Source organism: Thermoflavimicrobium dichotomicum, assembly GCF_900114055.1.
GTDB lineage: Bacteria > Bacillota > Bacilli > Thermoactinomycetales > Thermoactinomycetaceae > Thermoflavimicrobium > Thermoflavimicrobium dichotomicum.
The window spans coordinates 121,359-145,532 of record NZ_FORR01000005.1; the positions used below are offsets into that span (position 1 = coordinate 121,359).

The 24,174-nt window shown below is 40.8% G+C and carries 21 protein-coding genes and 4 pseudogenes; 15 read left to right on the forward strand and 10 right to left on the reverse strand.

Features of this window, described 5'->3' with window-relative positions; genetic code table 11:
- Positions 1 to 25: 25 nt before the first annotated feature.
- Entirely contained in the window at positions 26 to 712 is a 687-nt protein-coding gene (locus tag BMZ78_RS07365) for a class I SAM-dependent methyltransferase (RefSeq protein WP_093229199.1), read from the reverse strand.
- 247 nt (positions 713 to 959) lie between these two features.
- Here BMZ78_RS07365 and BMZ78_RS19565 point away from each other — a divergent pair.
- From BMZ78_RS19565 to BMZ78_RS07375, 3 genes and pseudogenes are all read left to right on the forward strand, one after another.
- Positions 960 to 1,031 (forward strand): annotated as a pseudogene (locus BMZ78_RS19565) (DJ-1/PfpI family protein); the annotation flags it as partial.
- 90 nt (positions 1,032 to 1,121) lie between these two features.
- Positions 1,122 to 1,904: a GNAT family N-acetyltransferase gene (locus BMZ78_RS07370; RefSeq protein ID WP_093229201.1), complete on the forward strand. Its 783-nt coding sequence runs from the start codon at positions 1,122 to 1,124 to the stop codon at positions 1,902 to 1,904.
- A gap of 503 nt (positions 1,905 to 2,407) precedes the next feature.
- On the forward strand, positions 2,408 to 3,232 hold the full coding sequence (locus BMZ78_RS07375) for a sporulation protein (RefSeq protein ID WP_175482348.1): 825 nt from the start codon (positions 2,408 to 2,410) through the stop codon (positions 3,230 to 3,232).
- Between the two features lie 381 nt (positions 3,233 to 3,613).
- On the opposite strand, the gene BMZ78_RS07380 is transcribed toward BMZ78_RS07375, so the two are convergent.
- From BMZ78_RS07380 to BMZ78_RS07390, 3 genes are all read right to left on the reverse strand, one after another.
- On the reverse strand, positions 3,614 to 4,117 hold the full coding sequence (locus BMZ78_RS07380) for a hypothetical protein (RefSeq protein ID WP_093229204.1): 504 nt from the start codon (positions 4,115 to 4,117) through the stop codon (positions 3,614 to 3,616).
- A gap of 125 nt (positions 4,118 to 4,242) precedes the next feature.
- Positions 4,243 to 5,094, reverse strand: a complete 852-nt coding sequence (locus BMZ78_RS07385) for an MBL fold metallo-hydrolase (protein ID WP_175482349.1) — start codon at positions 5,092 to 5,094, stop codon at positions 4,243 to 4,245.
- Between the two features lie 224 nt (positions 5,095 to 5,318).
- Positions 5,319 to 6,095, reverse strand: a complete 777-nt coding sequence (locus BMZ78_RS07390; RefSeq protein ID WP_093229207.1) for an SDR family NAD(P)-dependent oxidoreductase — start codon at positions 6,093 to 6,095, stop codon at positions 5,319 to 5,321.
- 270 nt (positions 6,096 to 6,365) lie between these two features.
- Between BMZ78_RS07390 and BMZ78_RS07395 the strand changes: the two genes are divergently transcribed.
- The 9 genes and pseudogenes from BMZ78_RS07395 (at position 6,366) to BMZ78_RS07440 (ending at position 16,936) form a co-directional block, all read left to right on the forward strand.
- Positions 6,366 to 7,604, forward strand: coding sequence for an ROK family transcriptional regulator (locus BMZ78_RS07395; protein ID WP_093229208.1), 1,239 nt, complete (start codon positions 6,366 to 6,368; stop codon positions 7,602 to 7,604).
- A gap of 482 nt (positions 7,605 to 8,086) precedes the next feature.
- Complete coding sequence (locus BMZ78_RS07400; protein ID WP_093229210.1) at positions 8,087 to 9,094, forward strand: galactose ABC transporter substrate-binding protein; 1,008 nt, start codon at positions 8,087 to 8,089, stop codon at positions 9,092 to 9,094.
- Between the two features lie 111 nt (positions 9,095 to 9,205).
- Positions 9,206 to 10,723 carry a sugar ABC transporter ATP-binding protein gene (locus BMZ78_RS07405; protein WP_093229211.1) on the forward strand — a complete coding sequence of 506 codons (1,518 nt, stop codon included), beginning with the start codon at positions 9,206 to 9,208 and terminating at the stop codon, positions 10,721 to 10,723.
- A gap of 20 nt (positions 10,724 to 10,743) precedes the next feature.
- Positions 10,744 to 11,760 carry a galactose/methyl galactoside ABC transporter permease MglC gene (gene mglC / locus BMZ78_RS07410; protein WP_093229213.1) on the forward strand — a complete coding sequence of 339 codons (1,017 nt, stop codon included), beginning with the start codon at positions 10,744 to 10,746 and terminating at the stop codon, positions 11,758 to 11,760.
- Positions 11,761 to 12,276: 516 nt separating this feature from the next.
- Positions 12,277 to 12,595, forward strand: a pseudogene (locus BMZ78_RS07420) (TetR/AcrR family transcriptional regulator); the annotation flags it as partial.
- A gap of 506 nt (positions 12,596 to 13,101) precedes the next feature.
- Positions 13,102 to 14,073: an ornithine cyclodeaminase family protein gene (locus tag BMZ78_RS07425; RefSeq protein ID WP_093229216.1), complete on the forward strand. Its 972-nt coding sequence runs from the start codon at positions 13,102 to 13,104 to the stop codon at positions 14,071 to 14,073.
- Between the two features lie 329 nt (positions 14,074 to 14,402).
- Positions 14,403 to 14,591 carry a hypothetical protein gene (locus BMZ78_RS07430; RefSeq protein WP_093229217.1) on the forward strand — a complete coding sequence of 63 codons (189 nt, stop codon included), beginning with the start codon at positions 14,403 to 14,405 and terminating at the stop codon, positions 14,589 to 14,591.
- 195 nt (positions 14,592 to 14,786) lie between these two features.
- A pseudogene (locus BMZ78_RS07435) lies at positions 14,787 to 15,833 on the forward strand (alkene reductase); the annotation flags it as partial.
- A gap of 341 nt (positions 15,834 to 16,174) precedes the next feature.
- A complete protein-coding gene (locus tag BMZ78_RS07440) occupies positions 16,175 to 16,936 on the forward strand; it encodes an alpha/beta hydrolase (RefSeq protein WP_175482350.1) in 762 nt (253 codons plus the stop codon).
- 942 nt (positions 16,937 to 17,878) lie between these two features.
- Here BMZ78_RS07440 and BMZ78_RS07455 read toward each other — a convergent pair.
- Positions 17,879 to 19,159, reverse strand: coding sequence for a serine hydrolase domain-containing protein (locus BMZ78_RS07455; RefSeq protein ID WP_175482351.1), 1,281 nt, complete (start codon positions 19,157 to 19,159; stop codon positions 17,879 to 17,881).
- A 112-nt stretch (positions 19,160 to 19,271) separates the two neighbouring features.
- Here BMZ78_RS07455 and BMZ78_RS07460 point away from each other — a divergent pair, with 112 nt between their 5' ends.
- The gene (locus BMZ78_RS07460) at positions 19,272 to 19,703 is read left to right on the forward strand and encodes a hypothetical protein (protein ID WP_093229225.1); all 432 of its coding nucleotides are present in this window, start codon (positions 19,272 to 19,274) and stop codon (positions 19,701 to 19,703) included.
- Positions 19,704 to 19,870: 167 nt separating this feature from the next.
- Here the strand turns inward: BMZ78_RS07460 and BMZ78_RS19570 are convergent, their stop codons facing one another.
- Together BMZ78_RS19570 and BMZ78_RS19575 are read right to left on the reverse strand one after the other, a co-directional pair.
- Positions 19,871 to 20,023 (reverse strand): DUF4352 domain-containing protein, encoded by a 153-nt coding sequence (locus tag BMZ78_RS19570; protein WP_093229227.1) that lies wholly within the window; start codon positions 20,021 to 20,023, stop codon positions 19,871 to 19,873.
- A pseudogene (locus BMZ78_RS19575) lies at positions 20,020 to 20,169 on the reverse strand (DUF4352 domain-containing protein); the annotation flags it as partial. The gene BMZ78_RS19570 and the pseudogene BMZ78_RS19575, both read right to left, overlap by 4 nt.
- A gap of 212 nt (positions 20,170 to 20,381) precedes the next feature.
- On the opposite strand from BMZ78_RS19575, the gene BMZ78_RS07475 reads away from it, so the two are divergent.
- Positions 20,382 to 21,641: an MFS transporter gene (locus BMZ78_RS07475; protein WP_093229230.1), complete on the forward strand. Its 1,260-nt coding sequence runs from the start codon at positions 20,382 to 20,384 to the stop codon at positions 21,639 to 21,641.
- A 129-nt stretch (positions 21,642 to 21,770) separates the two neighbouring features.
- Complete coding sequence (locus BMZ78_RS07480; protein ID WP_093229231.1) at positions 21,771 to 22,250, forward strand: hypothetical protein; 480 nt, start codon at positions 21,771 to 21,773, stop codon at positions 22,248 to 22,250.
- On the opposite strand, the gene BMZ78_RS07485 is transcribed toward BMZ78_RS07480, so the two are convergent.
- From BMZ78_RS07485 to BMZ78_RS19115, 3 genes are all read right to left on the reverse strand, one after another.
- Entirely contained in the window at positions 22,247 to 22,873 is a 627-nt protein-coding gene (locus BMZ78_RS07485; protein ID WP_245739773.1) for an Lrp/AsnC family transcriptional regulator, read from the reverse strand. The two genes, BMZ78_RS07480 and BMZ78_RS07485, sit on opposite strands and share 4 nt — an antisense overlap.
- A gap of 100 nt (positions 22,874 to 22,973) precedes the next feature.
- Positions 22,974 to 23,318, reverse strand: coding sequence for an SDR family NAD(P)-dependent oxidoreductase (locus BMZ78_RS19110; protein ID WP_245739774.1), 345 nt, complete (start codon positions 23,316 to 23,318; stop codon positions 22,974 to 22,976).
- Positions 23,254 to 23,733: an SDR family NAD(P)-dependent oxidoreductase gene (locus BMZ78_RS19115; RefSeq protein WP_245739775.1), complete on the reverse strand. Its 480-nt coding sequence runs from the start codon at positions 23,731 to 23,733 to the stop codon at positions 23,254 to 23,256. Before BMZ78_RS19115 ends, BMZ78_RS19110 begins: the two co-directional genes overlap by 65 nt.
- Between the last annotated feature and the right edge of the window lie 441 nt (positions 23,734 to 24,174).

Genomic DNA, 24,174 nt, shown 5'->3' on the forward strand with positions numbered 1-24,174 from the left:
GTTAAGTGTTTCTTAGCCGAAATTATTAAAACTCACGCCACCAAACTCCAGCCCACTCTGGCAATTGAACCAGTCCTTGTTCAGCAACTTTATCTGCTAGCTCATTGCCAAAGAAAAATCTAGTTAATTCTTCAGCTTCCGCTAGATTTTCAAAGGTATAGTCTGTTCTAATGATTGTATTGGAAAAGCCATAACCATTTTCTAGCAATGAGTAATAGCTTTTCAGAAAATCGGGAGGGTTAGGGAGCACGGTTCCTGTACCCATTGTTTCAAAAATAATCACGCTACCCCCGGGTCTTAGAACGCGTTTTATTTCTTCCATAATCTGATGAATATTTTGTTTCCAGTTTGGTACATTTGAACTACCTAAGTAGCAAATACTCCAGCCCGAAACAATCAAATCTGCACTGTTATCTTCTACAGGGAGTTGTCGATGGTCGGCTACTTGAGTTCTCCAATTATTAAGCCCTTTTTCCTTGAGTTTGCTGGCTGTAACATCTAACATAGCTTGTGAAATATCAAAAGCAAGTATTGATTTTGCTTTTGGGGCCAATAGACATGTCAGTCTTCCCGTCCCTGCTCCCATATCAATAATATCTAGTCCTTCAAATGGTTTAATTTTTTCCAAGGTTTGATAAACACTTTTCTGCCTTGAAATCAAAATGTCATATTGTTCAGCTTTCTTAGTATAAATGGCTGTGTGATCTGGCATAAGATTACCTCTCAAGCAATTTTTTTCAATAATAAGAGTAACAGTTGTCCTAACGTTAAGGTCAATACACTTTTTACATTTAGTGTGTTTAGATTTGGAGAACCACTCGAATACCAACTAAACTGGCATTTACCTGATCTTCTAGTTGCTTTGTTTCGTTGCCAAAGAGACTGGATTGATTCAAACAGACACTGGAATTCCTCTATTTCATACTGATTATAAAAGATGAAGAGATCCTCGATAGCATCTACATAAAACAACACGTTGGACAACCTCTGTTTGTACTGGAGCATTAATCCTGGGCGCATCAGGTTTGCTATAGGGGTTGAAAACTGTAACTCATTGGGCTATTTGTTACCTTTTTTATATCATCCTGGCTCGGCTCTTTTTGACAAGGAGGAGAGTTTTTATGTTTCATAGACGGTTAAAGCAAAAAGAAATGGACTACATTTTAAAAAATATTGAAAAGGAAAAACAACTTCTTTTCTATACCTATCTTACCGTAAGACAGAAGAAAACCATCCATTATGGACAATTTTCAGATGATGGTGAACTATTAGGGGTTATAGCCTATTTAAAGGGATTACCGTTTCATGCTTTTTCCTACTACTTTATTAAGGAAAATGTTAAAATCCGTCCTTTGCTGTCCTATATCAAGGACGATTTAAGTATTCCAGATGATTCTATTGGAAGTACCCTCATTCATGAATGGGAGAAAACCTTTTTCTCATCTCAAATTGAACTTATTCATCCCATGAAAGAAATGTTACTGATGAAACATGTAGATCTCACTTGCCTTCCTCCAGCAGATGACAGAGTAATTAGGTTAGATCCCACACATTTTCGTTTGATTAAATTGAGAATGACTGAGTTTAAAGCCATGGCTTTTTCTGAAGAAGAACTCAATTTACCTTTCTATGGAGTTGTTCAAAATGAAGATCTGATTGCTGTTGGGGGATATCATGTCTTTGATCATGATTATGTAGAAGTTGGAAATATAGGGACAGTCGAACATATGAGGAGAAAAGGATGGGGGAAAAGAATTTCTGCAGAGCTTACACGTAAGGGAAGGGAAATCTCCGAAGATGTGTATTTATATGTGTTTAGCGATAATACACCAGCAATTCGGTTGTATGAATCTTTAGGATATCAAGTGATTTCCAAGCCTCTTTTGACTGAGTTTTATATCTGATCAATTTCAGATTTAGTGGATTTTTCATGACGGAGTGGCCAGTATTCCGCCCTTCAATCGTATAGCTGATTATGGTTGGTCACACCGAGTTCTGATGGTTGAAATGCACACGCAACATATAAAACGGACATTTGAGTGGAGAATTTTCGAGACGGTTTTGCAGTAGACGCCTGCAATCGAAAAATTGATGAATTGACTGTCAAGACACTACTTTATTACAGAAGACCTGCCTGATCTCTATCGTATGGCAGATTGCTTTCAACAAGCGCCAAATGTCTGTTTCGTTGATATGACCATAAGCCTATACTTTCCCAGCCTGATCGATCTACCACAAACAGCAGCTTATCGATCCACATGAAGAATTTATGATGTTGAATATAGAAACACTGAGAACGATTGATGAAGGCTATTTTTGTGGATAAAAAATCTATCAAGATGTTTTTGAATGGGGTAAATCAGAGTTAGTTATGATAAAAAAGATGTATAGGAGGAAAGGTAAGGTATTGTTCAAGAACATACATTCTAATATGGGATACGGAGATGGAGATATCAGAGTAGATCTTCGGCTCTCTAAAAATCAATATGCATTAGGCGAAACCCTTTGTGGAGAGATTGAAGTGATTGCTGGAAGTGTAAAACAGTATATTAATCAGATTTATGTGAGGTGCTATGTTTCCTTTGTCATTGATAATCACGAACAGACTCAGCTGGTATACTCATACCCTATTAGAATCCAATCGGGTCTAGATGTGAATGAACGGAAGTGTTATGCGTTTACCTTTGGAATTCGTGAAGATCTATTAGTATCTTCTCACACCACAACTTATTATTTCGAGACCAAATCGAATAAAAGGTCTGAGAGTTTGTCTAATCGTGAGTATTTTGAAATTGTTCCTCCATCGTATTTACAGCAACTGATTGATTCATTTCAACAATTAGGATTTCAAGAGAAATATGGATCTCGTAGATTTAATGGTCACTATCAGGAATTTGTATTTGCTCCTGCCTCTTTCTTGAGAGGAAAGGTGGAAGAAGTTAAATTTGTAGCGGAGCTCAGTAGAGAAGGAATTTTATTGAATTTGAAACTAGATGCCTACTGGTTCTGGAGAGAACATGAATTAAAGAGACAAGTTTGGTTCTCTCATGAATTATTAGATCGACCGTCCGAATTAGAGGACTTTGTTGAGTTTGTTCTTCAAGACATGCTACGAAATCCGCATTTTCCTCATATAGATTTTCATCCTGAGTATCATCATTACTTCAGCTTCGTATACAGTATGTCTGATCTATCTAGGGCCATTGGTAGTTTTGTGGCAAGGGTTTTTTGAAAAGCAGTAGTTGAATAGAGAGAATAAAGACCAAGATTCCTTTCTGTGAATAGAGATCTTGGTCTTTATTTGCCACTTTCGCAAGCGACTGTTCATTGGGGAAATTCAACATCTGCTACTAAAAACATAGAAAAATATCCCTATGTCTAGAAGATTCCTGTATCAACGTGTCCGATTTCGTACTTCCAGGGAAGATACTACTTTCGTTTGATATAACACTCCACAGGCGTAAATTCCCGGCTAGCCACCGGTACATATACATGATTTTGTTATGTGATCATCATGTATGGATTTTAGACTTGGTTTTCGTCTTAGGATATTAATTTCTATGCTTTGTAGCAGTTTCCCTCCTTTTAAACTTATCTATTTTTTACTATATTTCTAGAGGCTGTTAATTACCTCCTTGTCTTTAAGAATGGCTATAACACACTCTCTTTCAGCTATGACAAACCCATTATTTGTTTCTTGAAAAGCGATATCCTTATGAAATTCATTTAATTTGTTTTTTAGTAATTGTAAAGGAGGCATTTTCTGAACATATATGTTAAGATGACGAATGATATAACTTTGAGCGTCCAGATGCATTTCAACCCTAATAATATCCTTATTTGTCCGTTCGACCTCACGTATACTGAATATCTTCTTTTCCTCATCAAATTTAAAACCAAAACCAAATAACCCCGCTAAGGTTGTATAACCAGGATTTCCTTCTTTAAATATATCTACTAACTCGATCATAAGTTCATCCAATGAACTTTCTGTAAACTTTCTCTTAAGCAAATCAGGTGAATCATCCCATTCCTCCATCCAACTTAAGTCATTATTATCACTATCATCTATAACACCAGGGATCCAGGGCTTTTTATAAAGAAACTTCCTGTTCATCACCATCACCTTTCTTTTCTAAAGCAATTATGTAAATACACACTGTTTTTCATGATACTAACAATTATGAAAAAAGGCCACTAAGGGGCAGTCTAAAGGGGGTCTGCCCCTTTCCTATCAGCAACCTACTTCATATAAATAAAACGTTCCCCAACAGCTAACATGTGGAACTTCTGTTTTCGATAATGTTGAAACAAATAGTCAACAAAGTAAGCGGGATTATCACGATTGTTTGGGAACAGATCATAATGGTTTGGGATAATGAGATCAGCTCCGATGGCTACCCCAAAATCGGCAGCTTCGCGGAAATTCATATTCCCGACAATGCCTCTTGCGGTTCGGAAATAATCAGCCCCATTGATTGGGAGAAAAGCGATATCTGGCTGGAAAGCACGCACACGTTCAACCAATTCATCTGTGACGACAGTATCTCCACTGTGATAGAGTTTAACACCATTACATTCGATGAAGAACCCGAGATAAAAATGGTTTCCTTCTTCATCTTTTTCATAGATGGTATGAGAGCTGGCGATTGGAGTAATTTTAAATGAATGGATGTGAAAGCTCTCACCATCTTTGCAAGCAACCAATTTCTCTCTTTCCACGATATCTTCTACCAGATAAAGATGAGACGCTGGTACGGCTAAAGTGGTTTCAGGTGAGACTTTTTGAATACCTCGTATGGTACTTAAATCAAGATGATCATCATGGAAGTGGGTGACCAGGATGCCTGCTGCACCTTTGAGACCTTCTGGATCAATGGGCGGTTCGTATTCACGCACAAATTCGGTGCCAGGATGGTTCTCTTCGATGGAATGGGTAAGGTAAGGGTCAATGACAATAAAACCACCTTCTTTTTTTCCTTTGATCACTGTGCCAACTTGCCCGATATTCCAAATGGCAACGCTTCCATAAGGGAGTTCTGTTTTTGCAAACTCTTCGGTTAGTTCCCGACCTGCTTTATAAATCTTATCCAACTGGTTCACCTCTTTTCTGGGAGTCACTTCAAAAGTCCCTGGAGTTACAGATCGATTCAACATCCGCTCCGTTTTTCCGACTCGTTCCGACTGCGCCCTGCAAGGAAGTATCTCAGGGCCTCTCCGCTGGGCAGGGCTCGTAAGTCACTCGCTTGGAAAAACTCCGCTTATTTTTATATGTGGTTTCGAATAAATATAAGTTTTGAAACAGCTGATAGTAGAAACTATGGCAGGCTGTTATAAAGACGCGCTGTGACTCCACCGTCCAGTACAAGCTGTCCGCCTGTCATCATTTCAGATTCATCTGAAGCGAGATATACAGCCAGGTAACCGACATCTTCCGGAGTGCCAATGCGACCTAAAGCATGGATCTCATTGACCCCTTGTCTTACCCAAGCTTCTTGTTTAGAGAACCAATTTTGCAAGTGGGGGGTGTCTGTAAAACCTGGACAAATGGCATTAACACGAATTCCATATTTTCCAAGGCTTAATGCCATACTTTTGGTCATCCCAATTACACCTGCCTTGGCGGCAGCATAAATCTCCGTATCTGGTAATGTGGCAATGGCATGGTTAGAAGAAATGTTAATAATGGAACCTCGTATACCTCCTTTAATCATCTCACTGGCCACATATTTGCTGCAGAAGAATACTCCGCGCAAATCTATGTTCATAACAAATTCCCAATCTTCCACCGTTGCGTCCAGCAAGGTTTTAAATAGAGTGACACCTGCATTGTTTACCAGGATATCAATTCGGCCATAGCGCTTGACGACTTGCTGTACCATGTTTTGAATGCTATCAATTTTACTAACATCTGTTTGGATAAACCAGGCTTGTCCCCCTGATTCGGCAATCTCTTTTTCAGTTGCTGTTCCTTCATCTTCTCCCAATGTTGCAATGATGACAGTTGCCCCTTCCTGAGCAAATACCTTAGCAATTCCACGCCCAATCCCTTTGCCGGCACCCGTTACAATCGCGATTTTATTTTTTAATCTCATCAATGTTCCTCCTAGAGAAAATCTTGTTTTAAAAAAAGATTTATTCAAATACTGTGATGATTAATTAGTTATTGCTAATAACTAATATAACATAGAAAAATAGAATGTATAGTCTTTTTGATTCATCATTTAAACTTGACCAAAAAGATAAAATATATCTAATTTCGTAGATAAAGTATGACTTTTTTGAAAGCGCTACTTTCATCTGATAGAATAAAAGTATGCCAGTTACAATCGTTTATATGGAAAATTGATTTAGGTGATTGAAATATGCAATCGAAAAAGATGAATATTGAGCTAATGAGGCGATTTAATACCGTTTCGGTTTTGAAAGCCATCCATCGATATGGTCCGATTGCTCGTGCAGATATTGGCAATTTACTCAATCTTTCTCGTCCATCGGTTTCTGAAATTGTTTCAAATCTGATCCAAGAAGGTTGGGTGAGGGAGAGAGAAGCAGAGAAGGGCGGTCGGGGAAGACGACCTATTCCTCTTGAGATAAATCCATATGGGAAGTATGTGATCGGCGTTCAATTAGGGGCTTTTCAGGTGATTGTGGTTATCTGCAATTTGCGTGCGGAAATCCTGGCTGAGCGCTGTTTTCCTGTTTTACAGGAACAAGAACCTGAACAAATCCTATCCATGACATGTCAATTGATCCATCAAATGATTGAGCAGTTGTCGTTATCGAAAGAACAATTGTTGGGCATTGGTGTCGCGATGCATGGAATTGTCGATGCCAAAACAGGCGTTTCGATTTTTGCTCCGAACTTGGGGTGGAGAAACGTTCCGATTAGAGATTATATCCAGCATCATACAGGAATGCTTACGATCGTGGAAACAGACTGCAATAGTTCAGCATTGGGTGAAATGTGGTTTGGTCTGGGACAAGGCCTGTCACATTTTATCACTGTACTTGCAGATTATGGAATCGGTTCCGGGATTGTGTTTGATGGCAAGATTTATAGAGGGATTCATCATACAGAAGGACAGATTGGACATATCACAGTGGATGAGGATGGACCGCGCTGCGCTTGTGGGAATTATGGTTGTCTTGAAGCAGTAGCATCTGAAACGGCCATTGTACGTCAAGTGAAAAAACGGTTGCGAATGGGCGAGGACAGTTTACTGCTGGAATTGGTCGAAGATGTGAATCAATTAACCATTCAGCAGATTTATCAAGCTGCAATCCTGGGAGATGATTTGGTAAGAGATATTTTACTCCAGGCTGGACGATACCTGGGGATTGGATTTACGACTTTGATCAATTTGTTTAATCCGCCATTATTGATATTGGGTGGCGGACTTGCACAAGTAGCAGATCTGATCTTGCCTTCAATTCGAGAAATGATTCAAAAGCGAGCATTAGGAGAAGAAGCCAAAAAAACACCTGTGGTTCCTTCCAGGTTTCGCAGCAAGCTTTATCCGATCGGTGCAGCCACTTTGATTATTGCCCGCGCAATAGAAGGAACTTTGGAATCAGGTTATACAGAAATGGACTCAACATAAGAAAAAACCAGAAGCCAGGGACTGCTGTGTTAAAGTAGTCCCTTTGAATTTGAAGGAGACTGTTGACAAACCCGGTTTTCCTTTTCCAGTTGAACGACTTCTTGCTCGTATTTAAGCAACGGGAGTGAAACGGAAAAGGGAAACCGGCATATAACAGAAACTTTGTCAACAAGCTGATCAAGTTTCCATATGTCCGTATTATTAATTTGAAAAATACCAAAACCCATTGTTTATTTACTATTTTTTATTTAATATATTAATTAGTTAACATGATGTTCACATAATTTTGTCAGTAAATAGTAAGGAGGGATAATTAAATATAAGAATCGCCTTTTTCATTATTTTCATATTGCCTGTTGCTATTCTGATTACTCGACTAAATTGCAGAAATGCGTAAGCGGTTTCATGGATGACTGGTACCTAAGCAGTTGTGAACATTTGCCTTTTGTTTTGAAATCTTATTTTACAGAGGGGATATACACATGAAAAAGGTTTTATCCTTATTACTTACTGGAGTTTTGTTAGCTGCTGCTGGTTGCTCAAATAGTGGGAATTCTGATTCCAAGACCATTGGAGTTGCGATCTACAAATTTGATGACACATTCATGACCGGTGTACGAAACGCCATTCAGGAAGCGGCAAAAGGAAAGGTAAAGGTAGATATTGTAGACAGTCAGAACGATCAGCCAACACAAAATGATAAAGTGAACCTGTTTATCTCAAAGAGAGTCAGTGCCCTTGCAATTAATCCGGTCGATCGTACGGCTGCTGGAGTGATTATTGATAAGGCAAAACAAGCCAATGTTCCTGTCGTTTTCTTTAACCGTGAGCCATTGAAAGAAGATATGCAAAAATGGGACAAAGTTTATTATGTAGGAGCAAAAGCAGAAGAGTCCGGAACCCTTTCGGGAGAAATCATTGCAGACTATTTCAAATCTCATCCAGAAGCAGACAAAAATAAAGATGGGGTATTACAGTATGTCATGTTAAAAGGGGAACCCGGACACCAAGATGCTGAGCTGCGTACGAAGTATTCGATTATGGCTGTTGAGAAAGCAGGAATCAAGGTCCAAAAACTTGCTGAGGATACGGCGATGTGGGATCGTGTAAAAGGACAGGAAAAAATGGCAGCGTTTTTATCAGCACATGGAGATAAAATCGAAGCCGTTTTTGCCAATAACGATGATATGGCACTTGGAGCGATCGAAGCATTGAAGGCAAAAGGATATTTTAAAAATAACAAGTTCATGCCAGTTGTTGGTGTAGATGCTACAGCACCGGCTTTGCAAGCGCTTAAAGAAGGAACCTTGCTGGGAACTGTATTAAATGATGCAAAGAACCAAGGGAAAGCCACATTGGCACTTGCTCAGGTATTGTCACAAGGGCAAACACCAACCAAAGAAAATATCGGATATGAAATAACAGATGGAAAGTATGTGTGGATTCCATATAAAAAGATTACAAAAGAAAATATGAATGAAGTAAAGTAAACCGTTGATCGCAGGAGAAGAAAGAGGCATCACGCTTTTCTTTCTTCTCCCATTGCACTAGGCCAAGAAAAAAGAGGTGGATTTTATCTGTGCGCAAGGGGAGTCGTAACGATGGCCAATCATGAGTTTGTATTACAGATGAAGCATATATCGAAAGAATTTCCTGGCGTGAAAGCACTTGATGATGTTACTTTACAGGTTCGTCCAGGAACCGTTCATGCTTTAATGGGGGAAAATGGAGCTGGCAAATCAACCCTGATGAAGTGTTTGTTCGGCATTTACAAGCCAGATGCTGGTGAGATTATCGTCAATGGAGAAAAAGTAAATATAGAGAATCCCAGAGATGCTTTAAATCATAGAATCTCTATGATTCATCAGGAACTTAACCCCATTCCATATCGAAGCGTGATGGAAAATCTATGGGTCGGGCGAATTCCAACCAAACGAATCGGCTTTCTAAAGTTTGTCGATCATAAAAAAATGCTCCAGGATTCTCTGCAACTCTTTGAAGATTTGGAAATGGATATGGATCCTCAGGCTATCGTAGGCAACTTGTCTGTATCAAAAGTCCAAATGATCGAAATTGCAAAAGCGGTTTCTTTTAATAGCCAAATCATAGTCATGGATGAGCCTACATCATCATTGACCAGTAATGAAGTTGAACAATTATTTCAGATTATCCGCAAGCTGAAAAGTCGCGGAGTAGCGATTATCTATATTTCGCACAAGATGGAAGAAATTCTTCAAATATCTGACGAAGTCACCATTATGCGAGACGGAAAACGAATCGGCACATGGCCTGCCTCCGAACTGACCACGGATATCATTATTTCTAGAATGGTAGGGCGTGACCTTAGTCAACGTTTCCCTGAGAGAACGAATACTCCAGGCGAAGTACTGTTACGCGTAGAAGAATTAACCTCTGCTTCTCCACATTCCTTTCAAAATATATCGTTTGAACTCAGAAAGGGTGAGATCCTGGGGATTGGTGGCCTGGTTGGTGCACAACGAACAGAATTAGTCGAATCCTTATTTGGCTTGCGCAAAATTAAAAGTGGCAAAATTTTCATTCGCGATAAAGAGGTTCAGATTCATTCTCCAGTAGATGCCAAGAAAAACAAGATGGCACTATTAACGGAGGAACGTCGTGCGACTGGTATCTTTCCAATGTTATCGGTTTTAGAAAATACAACGATTGCGAATCAAGCGAGTTACGAAAAAAGCTATTTCCTTCTCGATGATAAAAAGAGAATAAATGATACGAATGAGAGTATAAACAAGCTGAAAGTAAAAACGCCTTCATATAAAACAGCGATACAAAACCTTTCTGGCGGAAATCAACAAAAAGTATTGCTTGCTCGATGGCTATTAATTGAGCCAGAGATTTTGCTGTTGGATGAACCGACGAGAGGGATTGATGTTGGAGCAAAGTTTGAAATTTATACCTTGATTGTAGAGCTTGCCAAACAAGGCAAAGGGATTATCATGATTTCTTCTGAAATGCCAGAGTTACTTGGAATGTCTGACCGGATTATGGTTATGTCCGATGGTAAACTTTCTGGAATTCTCGAAAGTTATGAGGCTACTGAAGAAAAAATTATGAAACTGGCTACTAAGTACATGGTCTGACAGGGAAGGAGATTTGCGTGATGAAACAGCTTGATGCGAAAAAGATACAGAATTTTTTTGTGCAAAATGCAATTTATATCGTATTGATAGCTCTCATTGTAGGCATCGCCTTATATGACTCCAATTTTATATCGATTATTACCCTTCGTGATATTTTGCTGCAATCTTCTACGCGGATCATCATCGCGCTCGGTGCAGCCTTTGTTTTAATAACGGGAGGCGTGGATTTGTCAGCGGGTCGTGTGGTTGGATTAACGGCTGTACTCTCTGCATCCATGCTGCAGTTAGATGGATATTCACGAAAGTTTTTCCCTGACTTGCCATCTTTGCCACTTTGGTTACCCATCCTGCTTGCGATTCTGGCGGGTCTTATCATTGGTTTCATTAATGGATTTGTTGTTGCCAAACTAAGTGTCCCACCATTCATTGCAACGCTTGGTTCCATGGTGGCAGTGTATGGATTAAACTCGATTTACTTTGATCTCCCTCCCAACAACTCCCAACCGATCGGAGGATTGCGTTCTGATTTCAGCGAATTAGGGACAGGGGCGATTGGCAGTGGTCCTTATTCCATTCCTTATGTCGTTATCATAGCTATTATCATCGCTGTGATTGTTTGGGTCATTTTTAATAAAACCCGTTTTGGCAAGAATATGTATGCGATTGGTGGAAATGTTCAGGCAGCTAAAGTATCAGGTATTAATGTAGCACTCAACTTAATCATTATTTATGCCATTGCCGGAGCTTTATATGGTTTAGGCGGCGTTCTTGAAGCAGCGAGAACCGGTGGTGCCACCAATAACTACGGAAACATGTATGAATTGGATGCCATTGCTGCCTGTGTCGTCGGAGGCGTATCTACCTCAGGTGGGGTAGGAACCGTAGCTGGGGTCGTAACCGGTGTTCTTATTTTCAGTGTCATCAATTATGGTTTAACTTTTATTGGTGTTAATCCATACTGGCAACTCATCATTAAAGGGCTCATTATCGTGGTTGCAGTGGCTTTTGATATTCGTAAATATTTAGCCAAGAAGTAAAGGGAGCATGTAAAAAACTCTTGCTTCAACAGCAAGAGTGAGCAAGTAGAAAATGAGGTACCAAAAAAAGTGGAGGATACGAATAAGGATTTGAACAGTCCGTCTACATGGAACGTGTCATCCTGAAGTTTCCTGAATAAACACGAAATGGCTTGAGTTCCCTAAGTGGCGCCTCAAGTCATTTTTCCATTTCATTTACCGGAATTACCTCCCGCCAACCTGTGAAATTAGCATGCTCATAAATTTCTGTAGCGTGTGCGGAAGCCTGTATACTTGCCTCATTCCCTTTGATCCATTTTTCTGTCTCTTTGGACCATTTTTCTCTAAATTTCTTTTCGGCAGCCTCATGATGACCAACTCGAATTTAAAAAGAAGCTGAAGCAATATGTTCATCTTGAGGTATTGATCCAAATAGCGGCAGCTGGAACATTTGAAGATGGCCAGGGAGTATCGATAGCTGCTCAAAAGCGTCATTGACCGGATTCTTTCAGATATGTCTTAACTGGGCGACCTGTCATGAAGTATATTGTAGAGGGCGCTATCGATAATGCCCGTCAAAAGCCTGATGTATTCCCGGTTCTATCTGCACTTGCAAACTCAGCCAGAAGCGGAGCAAGTGTTGAAGAAATATAGCAAATTGCTTAATGAAGAATCTGCTAGACAGTTCGAATTACAATGTGAGATGTTCGAAAAACTGGGAGTAAAGGAGCCAAGAAAACGGTCGTTATACTTTTCATCTGTGCATGTGCTTCAGGGGGGCATGTTGATGATATCTGCCTATCCTCAGCAGTTTCCCATTGAAGAAGTGAAGGAGCAGATAATTCATGAATTTTGAACCTTATCCAGCATATAGGTTAGCCATCAACGAGGATCAGGATGAATATGAACGTGTAATCTTGAGTTTCCTGTATAAACTCACTTTTATTTGGAATAAATGATCCTTTCAAGAGAATTCATTTCAAAAAGATAGGACTAGTAACTGAACTCGAATTTGTCTAAAGACAGATTCAGTGAGAAATGAAGACCAAAAAAATTAGACTCTTGCTTGGTGTCTATATTGGTAAAGTGAGAGTCTTTTTTGATGCTATCGTCTATGGGATCTTACCCTATTAAGACATTCTGTTCATTTTGATACTACTATTGGCTCTACTTGCTAGTAGTCCTATATCATTTTAATATATTTAAAAATAATTCCCAAACATCCAGGTAGGAGCTTACTCATGCTTTGATTCGACACATCACCTTCGCTGTGAAGAACCTTCATTTTGCTGTGAAAAGGATGGGAATCTAGCTGGAGACCTCCATATTCATAGTGAAATTCAAAGGAAAGAAGTTGAGTGTATGAAGACATTACTACTTACCCGAGCTGAAGTAAGAAAATTATTAGTTATTTCAGAATTGCTGCCTGTTTTGAAAGAAGCTTTTAAGTCCTACTCTTTATATCGAACTGTCTCAGCTCAACGTGCTCGTTCTACTCTTCCATGTGGTGATCAGAATAGCGCCATGATCTTATTTCCTGGTTTAATTTCTAACATACCAGCTTATTCCGTTAAAGTTCATGCAAAGTTTCCAGATCAACAGCCCGCTATCAAAGGTACCATCCATCTCCATGATCTAGAAACTGGTTCTCTTTTAGCTATCATGGATTCTACTTATATTACAGCGGTACGTACTGGATTATCAGGTGCATTGGGTACTCATCTTCTAGCTCGCCCTGAAGCAAGAGTGGTTACTATTGTGGGAGCAGGTGCTCAAGGAACTTTACAATTGAAATCTCTTATGGCACTACGCCAAATCAATCGAGTATTTGTATATGACATTCATTATAGTCAATCTCTTCGTTTTTCTAAGCAAATGGAGGAGGAACTTGGAATAGAAATTTTACCGGTTAAATCGTTAGAAGAAGCCTTGATAACAGCAGAGATCATCATAACCTCCACTTGGGCAAGAGAACCGTTTATTTTCTCTGGCATGATCCAGCCAGGTACTCATATCACGACATTGGGACCAGATGAGCCAGGAAAATGCGAAATAGATGCTGGTTTAATTAAACAAGCCTTGTTTGTATGTGATGACAGAGACTTAGCCGTTCATATGGGTGCCATTGGTGGTGCCGGTTTGGATCAGAACCATATACATGCTGAATTAGGGGAAGTGATCAGTGGAGATAAAGTAGGAAGAACCAGTTCTGAGCAAATTACCATCTATGGAGCTGTTGGACTTGCTTTTCAAGATCTGGCTGCTGCTTGGCTAGTTTATCAAAAAGCAAATGAGTTAAAGATAGGTCGTTTTATCAACTTTTTGGAAGATTAATGACCTCTTTCTTAGAGAGATCAGCTTTAGATATTCAATTCTCTATATGGGGTACTGACATCATTTTGCAGCAAACCTGCGCTAAGGAATTTTTCATCGTAGAACTTCACTTCTGCGGTATAATCAAACATATGAGCGGTGCTCATCCTACTGGTAGTAGGTCGAATGTTCCTGTGTACGTCTAAACTGGGCGTTGTCCAAAACGGAAACAGACTGCGGACGCTAGCGACCCAAGAATCCAACGGCTTAAGCCGTGTGGAGTGTCAAAGGAGTCATCTAGGAAACATCTATTGCTGATCTTCTTGTAAAAAGATGATACTATGTAGTTAATGAAGGGGATCAAAGGGTTTCGCATTCACATCATGGAAATCCAGGGGAAATGGAAGCTGAACCAGCACCACCCGCTTGATCGGCAACAACGGACGGTACGGCACATGAAAAAGGAAGAGAGGTACGATTCGCAGGAAATCGCGCGACTGATGCAAGAAAATATCGATCGGCGTCTCCTGAAAGGTTGAGGAAATGTAGCAAAAACAGAAAAAGTCTATAAACTCCGATCCTGCAAAAATCCCTGGAGGGTTTACAAAAAGACCTTGCGATCAGTTTAGTTTTGGAAAAAATTAAACAGTGTAAGTGTAAATGATATTCATTTCCGAGATAGACGCATGAATTCAATCGCAGATACATGAGGTGGGAAACGAATGAGTGATGTAAAAAGCAAGCTTTTCGAACCGACCAAAATTGGAGCTTGGAACCTCCGTACCCGAACGGCGATGGCTCCAATGACTCGCTGTTTTGCAGATGACAAAACAGGAATAGTAGGCGACGACGTAGTGGAATATTATCGAAAACGAGCGGCAGATGGGATTGGTCTCATTATTACCGAAGGAACTGTAATTAGTCCCAGAGGAAAAGGGAATCCGGGTGTACCAGGCATTTACACACAAGAACAAGTGGAAGCTTGGAAAAAAGTGACCGAGGCTGTCCATAAAGAGGGTGGCACGATTATTTGCCAGATCTGGCATGTTGGGCGCCTGACCCATCATGAACTGACGGGTGGATTTCCACCGCAAGCCCCATCCGCCATCCAAGCTGAAGGAGTTGTTCCTCGTTTCCGCAAGCCATATGATGTACCTGAGAAGATGTCTGTAGAAGATATCCAGGAAGTGGTATCCCAATATGCACAGGCTGCGAAAAATGCCATGGCTGCTGGCTTCGATGGAGTAGAAATACATGGTGCTCATGGTTACTTAATCGACCAGTTCAACTCTGACATTACCAATAAGCGAACCGACCGTTATGGCGGGGATTTGGCTCAGCGTCTTACTTTCATGAAGGAAGTAACCAAAGCGGTTATCGATGCCATTGGGACTGAACGGACGTTGATCCGCTTTTCAGCTTTGAAGGTGGATAATCCTTATTATATGTGGGAAGATCCAGAAGCGGCCATTCATACCTTTATGGAAGCTTTTAAAGAAGTAGGCGTCACCATGATTCATCCGTCTACGATGAATTTTACCCAAGTACTTGCTAACGGAAAAACCATGCACCAACTGGTACGCAAATACTGGGATGGTGTCATTGTAGGCGTTGGTAATCTGGATCCCGTAACTGCCGAACAAGCTTTGGAAGAAGGGACTATCGACGTAGCAGCGTTCGGTCGTCCGTTAATCGCTAATCCGGACTTTTTGCATAGAGTGAAAAATGGCAAGGACTTGGTGGAATATGATGCTAAGAAGCACCTTCTCACATTGGTTTGATACTGATGAAAAAGACCCAGTGATAAGAAAGTGCCGTTTTTGGCACTTTCTTATTATAGAGTTGTATTAATAATCGGTTAACTCATGTCTGCTGTAATATTCCATAGTACTTATTATGGATGCAACTACTCTTTTTGAAATAAGCGCTTATCTAGTTCTTCACCGCTAAAATGTTCGCTAATATACATAAGCGAACATTTTCTGTGAGGTAAAGTAGACAAGAGGATAAAACCCATCGTATTTTTTGTTTCATTGATTTCTTTGAATTGTTGTACTTACGCCTTTCCCGGGTAATTATATAATGAAAAGAGGAAAAATTCATAAAGGAGGTCGCGCGTGCGGTGATAGAATCCTATCCGGTGATGAAAGAGGCGGAACCCTTCTATATTCCGGGTAATGATGTGGGTGTGTTGGTTCAGCACGGATTTACCGGAACCACTCAAAGCATGCGGGAGCTGGGGGAGCACTTGGCCCAATGCGGTTTCACCGTTTACGGCCCCCGTCTGAAAGGTCACGGAACTCACTATAAAGAGATGGAGGGGACAACTTATGAGGACTGGATCGCTTCTTCCGAGGCGGGGTATCTGATGTTGCGGGAGAAATGTTCCCGTGTTTTTGTGGTCGGTTTGTCCATGGGCGGGACGCTGGCCCTCCATCTGGCACACAAGTATCCGGAGACTCGGGGCATTGTGTTGATCAATGCCGCCTTGTTCATGGAGGAACTGGAGAAAGTGGCGCAAATGGAGGAGCCACGCTTTTTGGATGCCATCGGCTCGGATATCAAGGCGCCGGGTGTGAAAGAACTGGCCTATGAAAAAACACCCCTGAAGTCGGTTCGGGAACTTGTCAAGTTTATGGCGGCTACCAAGAAAAAAGTGCCTTCCATCTCCTGTCCCGCCCTGATTTTCGTTTCCACGGAGGACCATGTGGTTCCCCCGTCCAACTCCCACTATATCCATGATTATCTTCCGACCAACGACAAGAGATTGGCAGAGCTGCACGACTCCTACCATGTGGCCACCCTCGACAATGACAAGGAGATTATCAAGGGGGAAACGGAGAAGTTCATCCGCCGTCTGGCGGAACCGGTTTCAAAGAGGTGATTCCAGGCATGGGAACCGACCTCGATGCCATGTTGGTCGCCATGTTGGTCGGCGCCGCCGTCACCTGTTGTCTGATCACCCTAACCAATGTTCGCCGGTTTTCCGGATGCACTACCCGGTTACGGAGCACGCCGATTCCCTCAATCTCCAGCTCGACGACTTCACCCGGCTTCAGCCAACGTACCAATTCAAGGCCACAGCCACGACCGACGGTACCAAGTTAAATTTATGTTCAATAATAAAAAAGAGCTACCCGCAAAGGGTCTGAAATTAGAGAATGTTGGTCCCTTAAAAGTCAAACAGCCATAAAGTCAGCGAATTTGCTGTCTTTTTTTATTGTTTAGATATATGGAACGAGCATTGATCGGTTATTAGCAACAATATTTGGCTAAGTGACAAAGGTTCACCTTTTGAAGTGAAGTCTTTCCTGGATTGTCAATATGTTATTTCCCTAAAGAGATTGGAACGATTAAGTTAGATCATCAAGCCCTCATTTCTTCCTTAAAGTCGATTACCGTCTATTGTTCTAAAAGATGGGGCAGGGGGTTTTATTTTCTGATCTGAATTTTTATTTTTTTGTACAGATCAGGTAAAAAGATTTTAATGATTATAGATATAAAATTCATTGAGGACTGAACAGAAAAACTCGGATTTCATACGCTAAGCATCCCGCGAAATAAGCCTTTCAGAAGTGATTCTTTAGGGAAGTCTACTATGATGCGTTTTTTCTCAGAGAAAACTCAAAAGAATCGCAGTGCGTTCGAAGGAGCAGATGTTTATCTTGAGTTAGGCGAAGGAAAACTATAGTAAGTCTCTGACTCAATATCCTGACTCCCATCTGAAGGTATAACATATACTTTGCCTCTAGTGTCAGTTTAAACACTGGTGGTACTACTTTTTAGAGATAGACTGAAAGGAGCCTGTCCTACCCGTCACCCCTACTTAGCTTAATTGAAAGGCAATATGTGTCTGATCCATCTCTCTATACATTAATTGAGTGGGAGTTTGGTTTATATGAAATACCAATGTCTCATCGATATATTCAGCTCTGCACCGGATGTAATCTTCAGTGATAGATACAGGGTGTATGGGATATTGAAAAGGAGCGCCATGCATTTTAGTCACACGAATATATAATTGTCCTTCTTCATGGGTAATTGTTAATTTTCTTTCAGAGTTTTCTATGTGATATGTTCCAGTGATGCGTTGGACTTCCCTTTCACTTAGATCAATGGGTGTCGCTAATTCAGGAAATGAGACTGGTACACCAAAAAATAAACTGGCCAGATTTTTGCCAATCCAGGTTACAGGAGTAATATTTAGGTTGCTCAATACAATAACTGTAAGATGATCGTTTACGAATCGAAGAATATTTCCGCAGAAACCATTGATATCCCCATAATGACTAATACAAGTATGATTTTTGTTACCGATCTCCATCTGTTGAATAGCCCATCCGTAACCATAGTTTGCCTGATAAGGAGTAAACATGGATTGGAGTGACTCATATGATACGAGTTTATTGGTATATAAAGCCTGATCCCAACGATATAAGTCCTCGACTGTAGAATACATCCCATATCCCCCAACAGGAATGGACATATCCACGTGTTCTGTATGAATTTTCTCTTTCCATACAGAATATCCCGAAGCCAGATGATTGACTATGGTACGACCATTATCTACTCCCGTTTTATTCATTTTAAGCGGGTTAAAAATGTACCGACTTAAAAAACGGGCATAGGATTGCTTGGAAAGTAGTTCAATAATCTTTGTAAGTAAAATATAGGACGATGTACAATAAGAAAACCGTTCTCCAGGTGTAAACTCAAGAGGAAGATTCTTAAATAAATCGATGGTTTGATCCAACGTAGAAGGCAAACGCATAATCCGTGTCCAATAATCCGGAAACTTAACAAAGTCAGGAATGCCGGAAGTGTGGGTGAGCAAGTGATGGATCGTGATTTGGTCACCCTTGGGAAAGTCAGGAAGATAATGACTAATGGGTTCTAGCACCGAAAGTAGTCCCTGTTCTTGTAACTGGAGAATAGCCATGGCTGTAAAACCTTTGGTAATGGAGCCAATTCGATATTTAGTTTGAGGTGTATTCCGTACAGCATGTTCTATATTACTCCAACCATAACCACGGCTTAGCAAAATATCTCCTTTATAACCCACTAATACAGATCCATTAAAATAACCACTTTCTTCTAACTTATTCATATATTTTCTAATTGAGAAAGGATTGTATTCAATAAACATCCACTCCTGAGTCGATGTGTTCTTATATATTCATATACATTATAAAGTTCTGAATGCCCGGATGCACGGCGGGATGAGTTTTTCAAGATATTTGGAAGACACCCATACAAGCAAGAGCACCAAGGGCAATAGTAACTTTCCGACATTGTGGGAATACCCATACATATTGAAGGTTGACAAGAACCCCAAGAATCACATGTTTTTTCAAACTGAAGAGCAAAAACAGGCTTTTATTGCCCAGACAGAAGGACTAGAAGTGGATTCACCAGAGTTTCATAGAATCAAAGGTCATTTCTTAGGATTCCCAGAGAAATCAGTCAATTTCTTTGTCAAACTCAGAGAGATGGAATTAGGAGGGGAACCAGTAGAGAAAATGGAAAAAACAAGAGTTGGGCTTTATTATGCTGGAATTAGTTTTCAGACACATATTGACATGAAGCCCAATGGCTATGGGAAAGGTATAACCATCCAGAAGCAATCAAATGCCCCCTCGAGGTCAGAGTAGGTTCCAAGTTTCACTCTATCAAATATGGGGATATAGATGGACTGTACCAGCTTGAAAAAGAAGCTAGAAAACAGTTAGGACTAATTACAGTTTAAAAAATAAGAGGGCATCTATTGTTCATACATAAAAAACAATCCCCTGGATCGAAACCCAGGGGATTAAACGTTTTAATTGACATCATCGATCTTCCAAAACACCTGACCGTTCTTGAATGGTTCAGAGAGGATCAATTCGTAATACTCGCTTTTGTCAACGTCAAAGATCAATTCACCCTTCATCTTCCGACCAGGTGCAAACTCACCATCGAATTGTCCGTTCATATTGTCTGTGATCGTTGTATTGTAGCTGGTTCCGTCTGCTCCTTGTCTTGTAGCTTGAAATTCAGCATCAATGATATATTCACTGATTCGTTTCCAATGTTTTCGATCGTTGCTGATACATAGATATATTTGTCTTTTTGGGCTTTTAGAAAATCTGATTTCTTAGTTCCAGCCTTATGTAGTTGGGGTCGCTTTTCATGATAATTAAAAGATTATTCATTATCCTTCTATTTTAAGTTATATAACGATAATTGTGTACAAATTGTAAGTAATACCCCTCTAAATCATTCAATTTTATATTTAATCCAGGGCTTGATAACCCTTATTCTGTTAGAAAAGGACTGGAAAGGAGATCGAGATGCGAAAAGTACACTATGGGTGGTGGGTATTGTTCTTCTCCTTTTTCTCCCTTCTAACGGTACAGGGAGCTCGTTTGTCGTTTGGCGCATTCATTGTTCCATGGGAAAAATCCTTGTCTACGGGGAGAGGGATGATTTCTTTTATCGGAACGTTGAGTTTTATCGTTTATGGGTTGACTCAACCCTTGGTAGGAAAATTAATTGACCGATGGGGAGTTCGCCAGATTTTTTCTTATAGTGCCTTAATAGCGGGAATAGGAATTATCTTAACAGTGACTGTATCCACTCCATTGGAATTGTGGCTCTGGTTTGGTATTCTCGCTTCTATTGGTTTTGGAGGGGCATCGAGTGTTGCGGCTTCCATTGCGGTAACGAATTGGTTCAATGAGAAGAGGGGTTTGGCCTTAGGCATTATCACCTCGGGGTTTGGAGCTGGACAGTTTTTCATGGTGCCCTTGGCTCTGGGGATCATCCAGGAGAAAGGCTGGGAAGCTGCGTCCCTCGTTTTAGGAAGTATCCTTGCTTTTTTGGCTTTCCCCCTTCTTCTGCTGTTTCTGAGAAACCGACCTTCGGAAATGGGGCTTCAGCCTTATGGAGGATCTTCTGATAACCAATCAGACATTAAAACAAACACAAAAGAGAAGATCAAAGGTTCCAACTCCTCTTTCTGGCGACATCGAGGTTTTTGGTGTCTAATCCTTCCTTACTTCGTTTGCGGCTTTACGACTACGGGCTTAATGGATACGCACCTTGTTCCTCTTGCCCATGACCATGGCTTTTCCGCTTCAACGACGGGAACGGCTGTAAGTCTATTGGCTTTGTTCAATGTGATAGGAACCTTGGCCTCGGGACATTTCGCTGACCGTTGGAGCAATCGGTGGATGTTAGTTACCTTGTATGCCGTCCGGGCGATCACGGTCTTCTTCCTGATTTACATCCATCAGCCGTACTTTCTTTGGCTTTTTTCCATTCTTTTCGGGTTGGTAGACTTCTCCACCGTGGCTCCCACCACGCTATTAGCAACCCGATATTTTCAGTCGATGAACGTGGGGTTAGTTTTGGGATGGCTCTCTTTCGGCCATCAGGTGGGCTCCGCGTTGGGTGCTTTCATTCCAGGATGGTTGTTCGACTTAACAGGGGGATACAGTCTCGCGTTTCTCACTGCAACCATTATGTTGGGGGGAGCGGTGGTTCTTAGTTTCTTGTTGCCGCATGAAGCTCAAAAGCGAAAGGAGGAACAACAAGTGGTAATTCAATGACTTCTCTTTCTGATCTTATCCTGAGCTCCTTGTAAGCGAAGAGGTAGACGATTACGATATTACGCAGATTTCGGTTGCGCTCGACCTTAGGGTTAAGTCACCCTACTTACAAGCTCGAAAGGAGTACCTATGAACGTGGAAAACGAACGATTGGCAATAAAGCCCTATCAAAAAAGGGCCATCATGTTTTTAGAGCTGTGGAACCCGGGAGACTGGAACATTAAAGTATATGGAATTACCAGTCCCTCCCGTGATTTAGACAAGACTCTTATTAAAGCTGCCAAGGACACGATTGCTTCCATCCTTCCCCGTCAAGCCACAGGAGAAGGACGTCACGGAGTGGGTTTTATGGGAATCCATGCAGCGGACGACGGGAATTTTTTGTTTGCAGACTGGTGGTGGAACGAAAATGAGTTATACCATTATTCTTTCATAGCGTCTCCAGGATCCATCGTGTTCCACAATGTGACTCCTACCGGAAGAATGTTCTGTATTTGGGAGCTGTATGTATTGGGGTATGAACGAGAAGCTTGGATTCGATCGGTCCTGAGCAATGATTCACCGGACATGAAACAATACCTTCAAGCAAGGCTAAATCAAAAAGTTTAAACATCTTCGAGGGTTTCTTCTATCGGCAAAATGATCCGGTGGGGAACGGGAGAAGAGAGTACGATGGAAGTATAGACCCTACTGATTGGGGTAAGCTTGTCAACAAGGCGTTCCACCTCTTCTATGGATGGTACCGCTGCCTTGATGAAATAACTGAAGGAACCTGTCACTCGATGGCATTCCAAGATGGCAGGCTCCTCTTTAATCTGCATTTCAAACTCCCTGCAAGGCACTTTTAATTCTCCCACTTGAATGATAATGAGCACTTTGCGATTTACTTTCTCATGAGGAACATGAGCTGTAAATCGTTCAATTATGCCGCTATCCTGAAGACGGCGAATTCGTTCCGCTACACTGGGATGACTAAGATGCAGTTCCCTTGCAAGTTGGCTGATTGTAATCCGTCCATCCTGCTGTAAACGCTCCAAAATCTTTCGATTTAATTTATCCATGGGGTTCACCTTCATTTCTAGTACGCTGGCCGATCGCCACATCATCCCGGTTGAGAGCACCATCTCTACACTCTCAGCCCGTTGTAAACGAAGAGGTAGACGATCACGATTTTCCGCAGATTTCGCTTGCGCTCCACCTCGCGGGGTATCCGGTTTGTCGTTTTGGTTCATTTGGGGTCATGTGCCGTTTTTGTGCATATCTCGAATATACCCCAATATGAGCTACAAAAAAGGGAAGTCCCAGTATATTTGATTTATTGATAAAATCAGGTTATCTAGCAGATACTCCGCCGTCAATCACCATAATGTGTCCTGTTATATAGCTAGCTTCGTCTGAGCACAACCAAGTCACCGAGTGGGCAATATCATTTGGATCACCAATTCGATTTATTGGTATTTGAGACTCATATTGACTTTGTGTAATTCCTGTTTCGTTAAATACCTTCTCTAGCATAGGTGTTCGAATGGCTCCCGGACATACCGCATTAATGCGAATATTATATTTGCCATATTCAAGCGCAGCGGATTTGGTTAAACTGATTACTCCGCTTTTACTTGCTGCGTAAATTGCTGCGTTTGGAGTACCATCTAAGCCATTGATAGATGAGATATTCAACAATCACACCATTACCTTGTTTTAACATTTGATTAATTTCATACTTCATACAAAGCCAGACGCCTTTAAGATTAACTGCCATAGTCAAATCAAAATCGTCTTCTGTAACATCAGCGGTGGGTACTAATTTTCCGCCTACTCCAGCGGCGTTACATGCAAAGTCCAAATGCCCAAATTGATTAATAGTTATTTGCAACATCTTCTTGACTTGTTCGTCGAAGGAGGTATCCACTTGAACTGCAATTGCTTCTCCACCCAATTCCTTGATCATTTCTTTGGTTTCCTCAATTTTATCTCTTGTGCGTCCAGCAACAACTACTTTTGCTCCTTTTCTAGCAAAAGCCAATGAAGTTGCTCTTCCAATTCCAGAACCTCCACCTGTAACTAAAGCCACTTTCCCACAAAATTGTTCCATCTATCGATTCACCTTTCTCTATTAGAATCTTTGAATAATATTTAGCGATCTAATGTTATTTCCTTACTTCAAAGATTTAGGTTAATAATAACGTTATCCATATCATCTTGGGTAATACCAATGTATCGCAAAGTGACGGATGGATACTCCAAAGTGACTAAAAAAATGGGCTATGTTGTGGAAAAGATGTATTTTCGTTTGGGGATATAAAAAGATCTTAACTTGATGGTGATGGGAGTCTGTTGTCAAAACGCGAATTCCATACGCTAAGCAACCAATCACGCTTTCCAAACTACGGATTAGTTGATTTGGACTATTATGAGGAAACAGATGATTCATTTATCTTCTATATGAGCGAGAAATGAAGCAAATATATTGAGCGAATGAGCGAAAATAAGTAAATTTAATTTATCTAGGCATAATCGCAGGTGGAGTCAATTT

Bases quoted from the DNA above. Each gene is read 5' to 3' on its own strand.
- BMZ78_RS07430 (WP_093229217.1), top strand. From the start codon at position 14,403: ATGAAGGGGATCAAAGGGTTTCGCATTCACATCATGGAAATCCAGGGG.
- BMZ78_RS07455 (WP_175482351.1), bottom strand. From the start codon at position 19,159: ATGAATAAGTTAGAAGAAAGTGGTTATTTTAATGGATCTGTATTAGTG.
- BMZ78_RS07480 (WP_093229231.1), top strand. From the start codon at position 21,771: ATGAACGTGGAAAACGAACGATTGGCAATAAAGCCCTATCAAAAAAGG.
- BMZ78_RS07380 (WP_093229204.1), bottom strand. From the start codon at position 4,117: ATGAACAGGAAGTTTCTTTATAAAAAGCCCTGGATCCCTGGTGTTATA.
- BMZ78_RS19115 (WP_245739775.1), bottom strand. From the start codon at position 23,733: ATGGAACAATTTTGTGGGAAAGTGGCTTTAGTTACAGGTGGAGGTTCT.
- BMZ78_RS07405 (WP_093229211.1), top strand. From the start codon at position 9,206: ATGGCCAATCATGAGTTTGTATTACAGATGAAGCATATATCGAAAGAA.
- mglC (WP_093229213.1), top strand. From the start codon at position 10,744: ATGAAACAGCTTGATGCGAAAAAGATACAGAATTTTTTTGTGCAAAAT.
- BMZ78_RS07390 (WP_093229207.1), bottom strand. From the start codon at position 6,095: ATGAGATTAAAAAATAAAATCGCGATTGTAACGGGTGCCGGCAAAGGG.
- BMZ78_RS19570 (WP_093229227.1), bottom strand. From the start codon at position 20,023: ATGAACGGACAATTCGATGGTGAGTTTGCACCTGGTCGGAAGATGAAG.
- BMZ78_RS07400 (WP_093229210.1), top strand. From the start codon at position 8,087: ATGAAAAAGGTTTTATCCTTATTACTTACTGGAGTTTTGTTAGCTGCT.
- BMZ78_RS07395 (WP_093229208.1), top strand. From the start codon at position 6,366: ATGCAATCGAAAAAGATGAATATTGAGCTAATGAGGCGATTTAATACC.
- BMZ78_RS07475 (WP_093229230.1), top strand. From the start codon at position 20,382: ATGCGAAAAGTACACTATGGGTGGTGGGTATTGTTCTTCTCCTTTTTC.
- BMZ78_RS07460 (WP_093229225.1), top strand. From the start codon at position 19,272: ATGAGTTTTTCAAGATATTTGGAAGACACCCATACAAGCAAGAGCACC.
- BMZ78_RS07370 (WP_093229201.1), top strand. From the start codon at position 1,122: ATGTTTCATAGACGGTTAAAGCAAAAAGAAATGGACTACATTTTAAAA.
- BMZ78_RS07425 (WP_093229216.1), top strand. From the start codon at position 13,102: ATGAAGACATTACTACTTACCCGAGCTGAAGTAAGAAAATTATTAGTT.
- BMZ78_RS07365 (WP_093229199.1), bottom strand. From the start codon at position 712: ATGCCAGATCACACAGCCATTTATACTAAGAAAGCTGAACAATATGAC.
- BMZ78_RS07485 (WP_245739773.1), bottom strand. From the start codon at position 22,873: ATGAACCAAAACGACAAACCGGATACCCCGCGAGGTGGAGCGCAAGCG.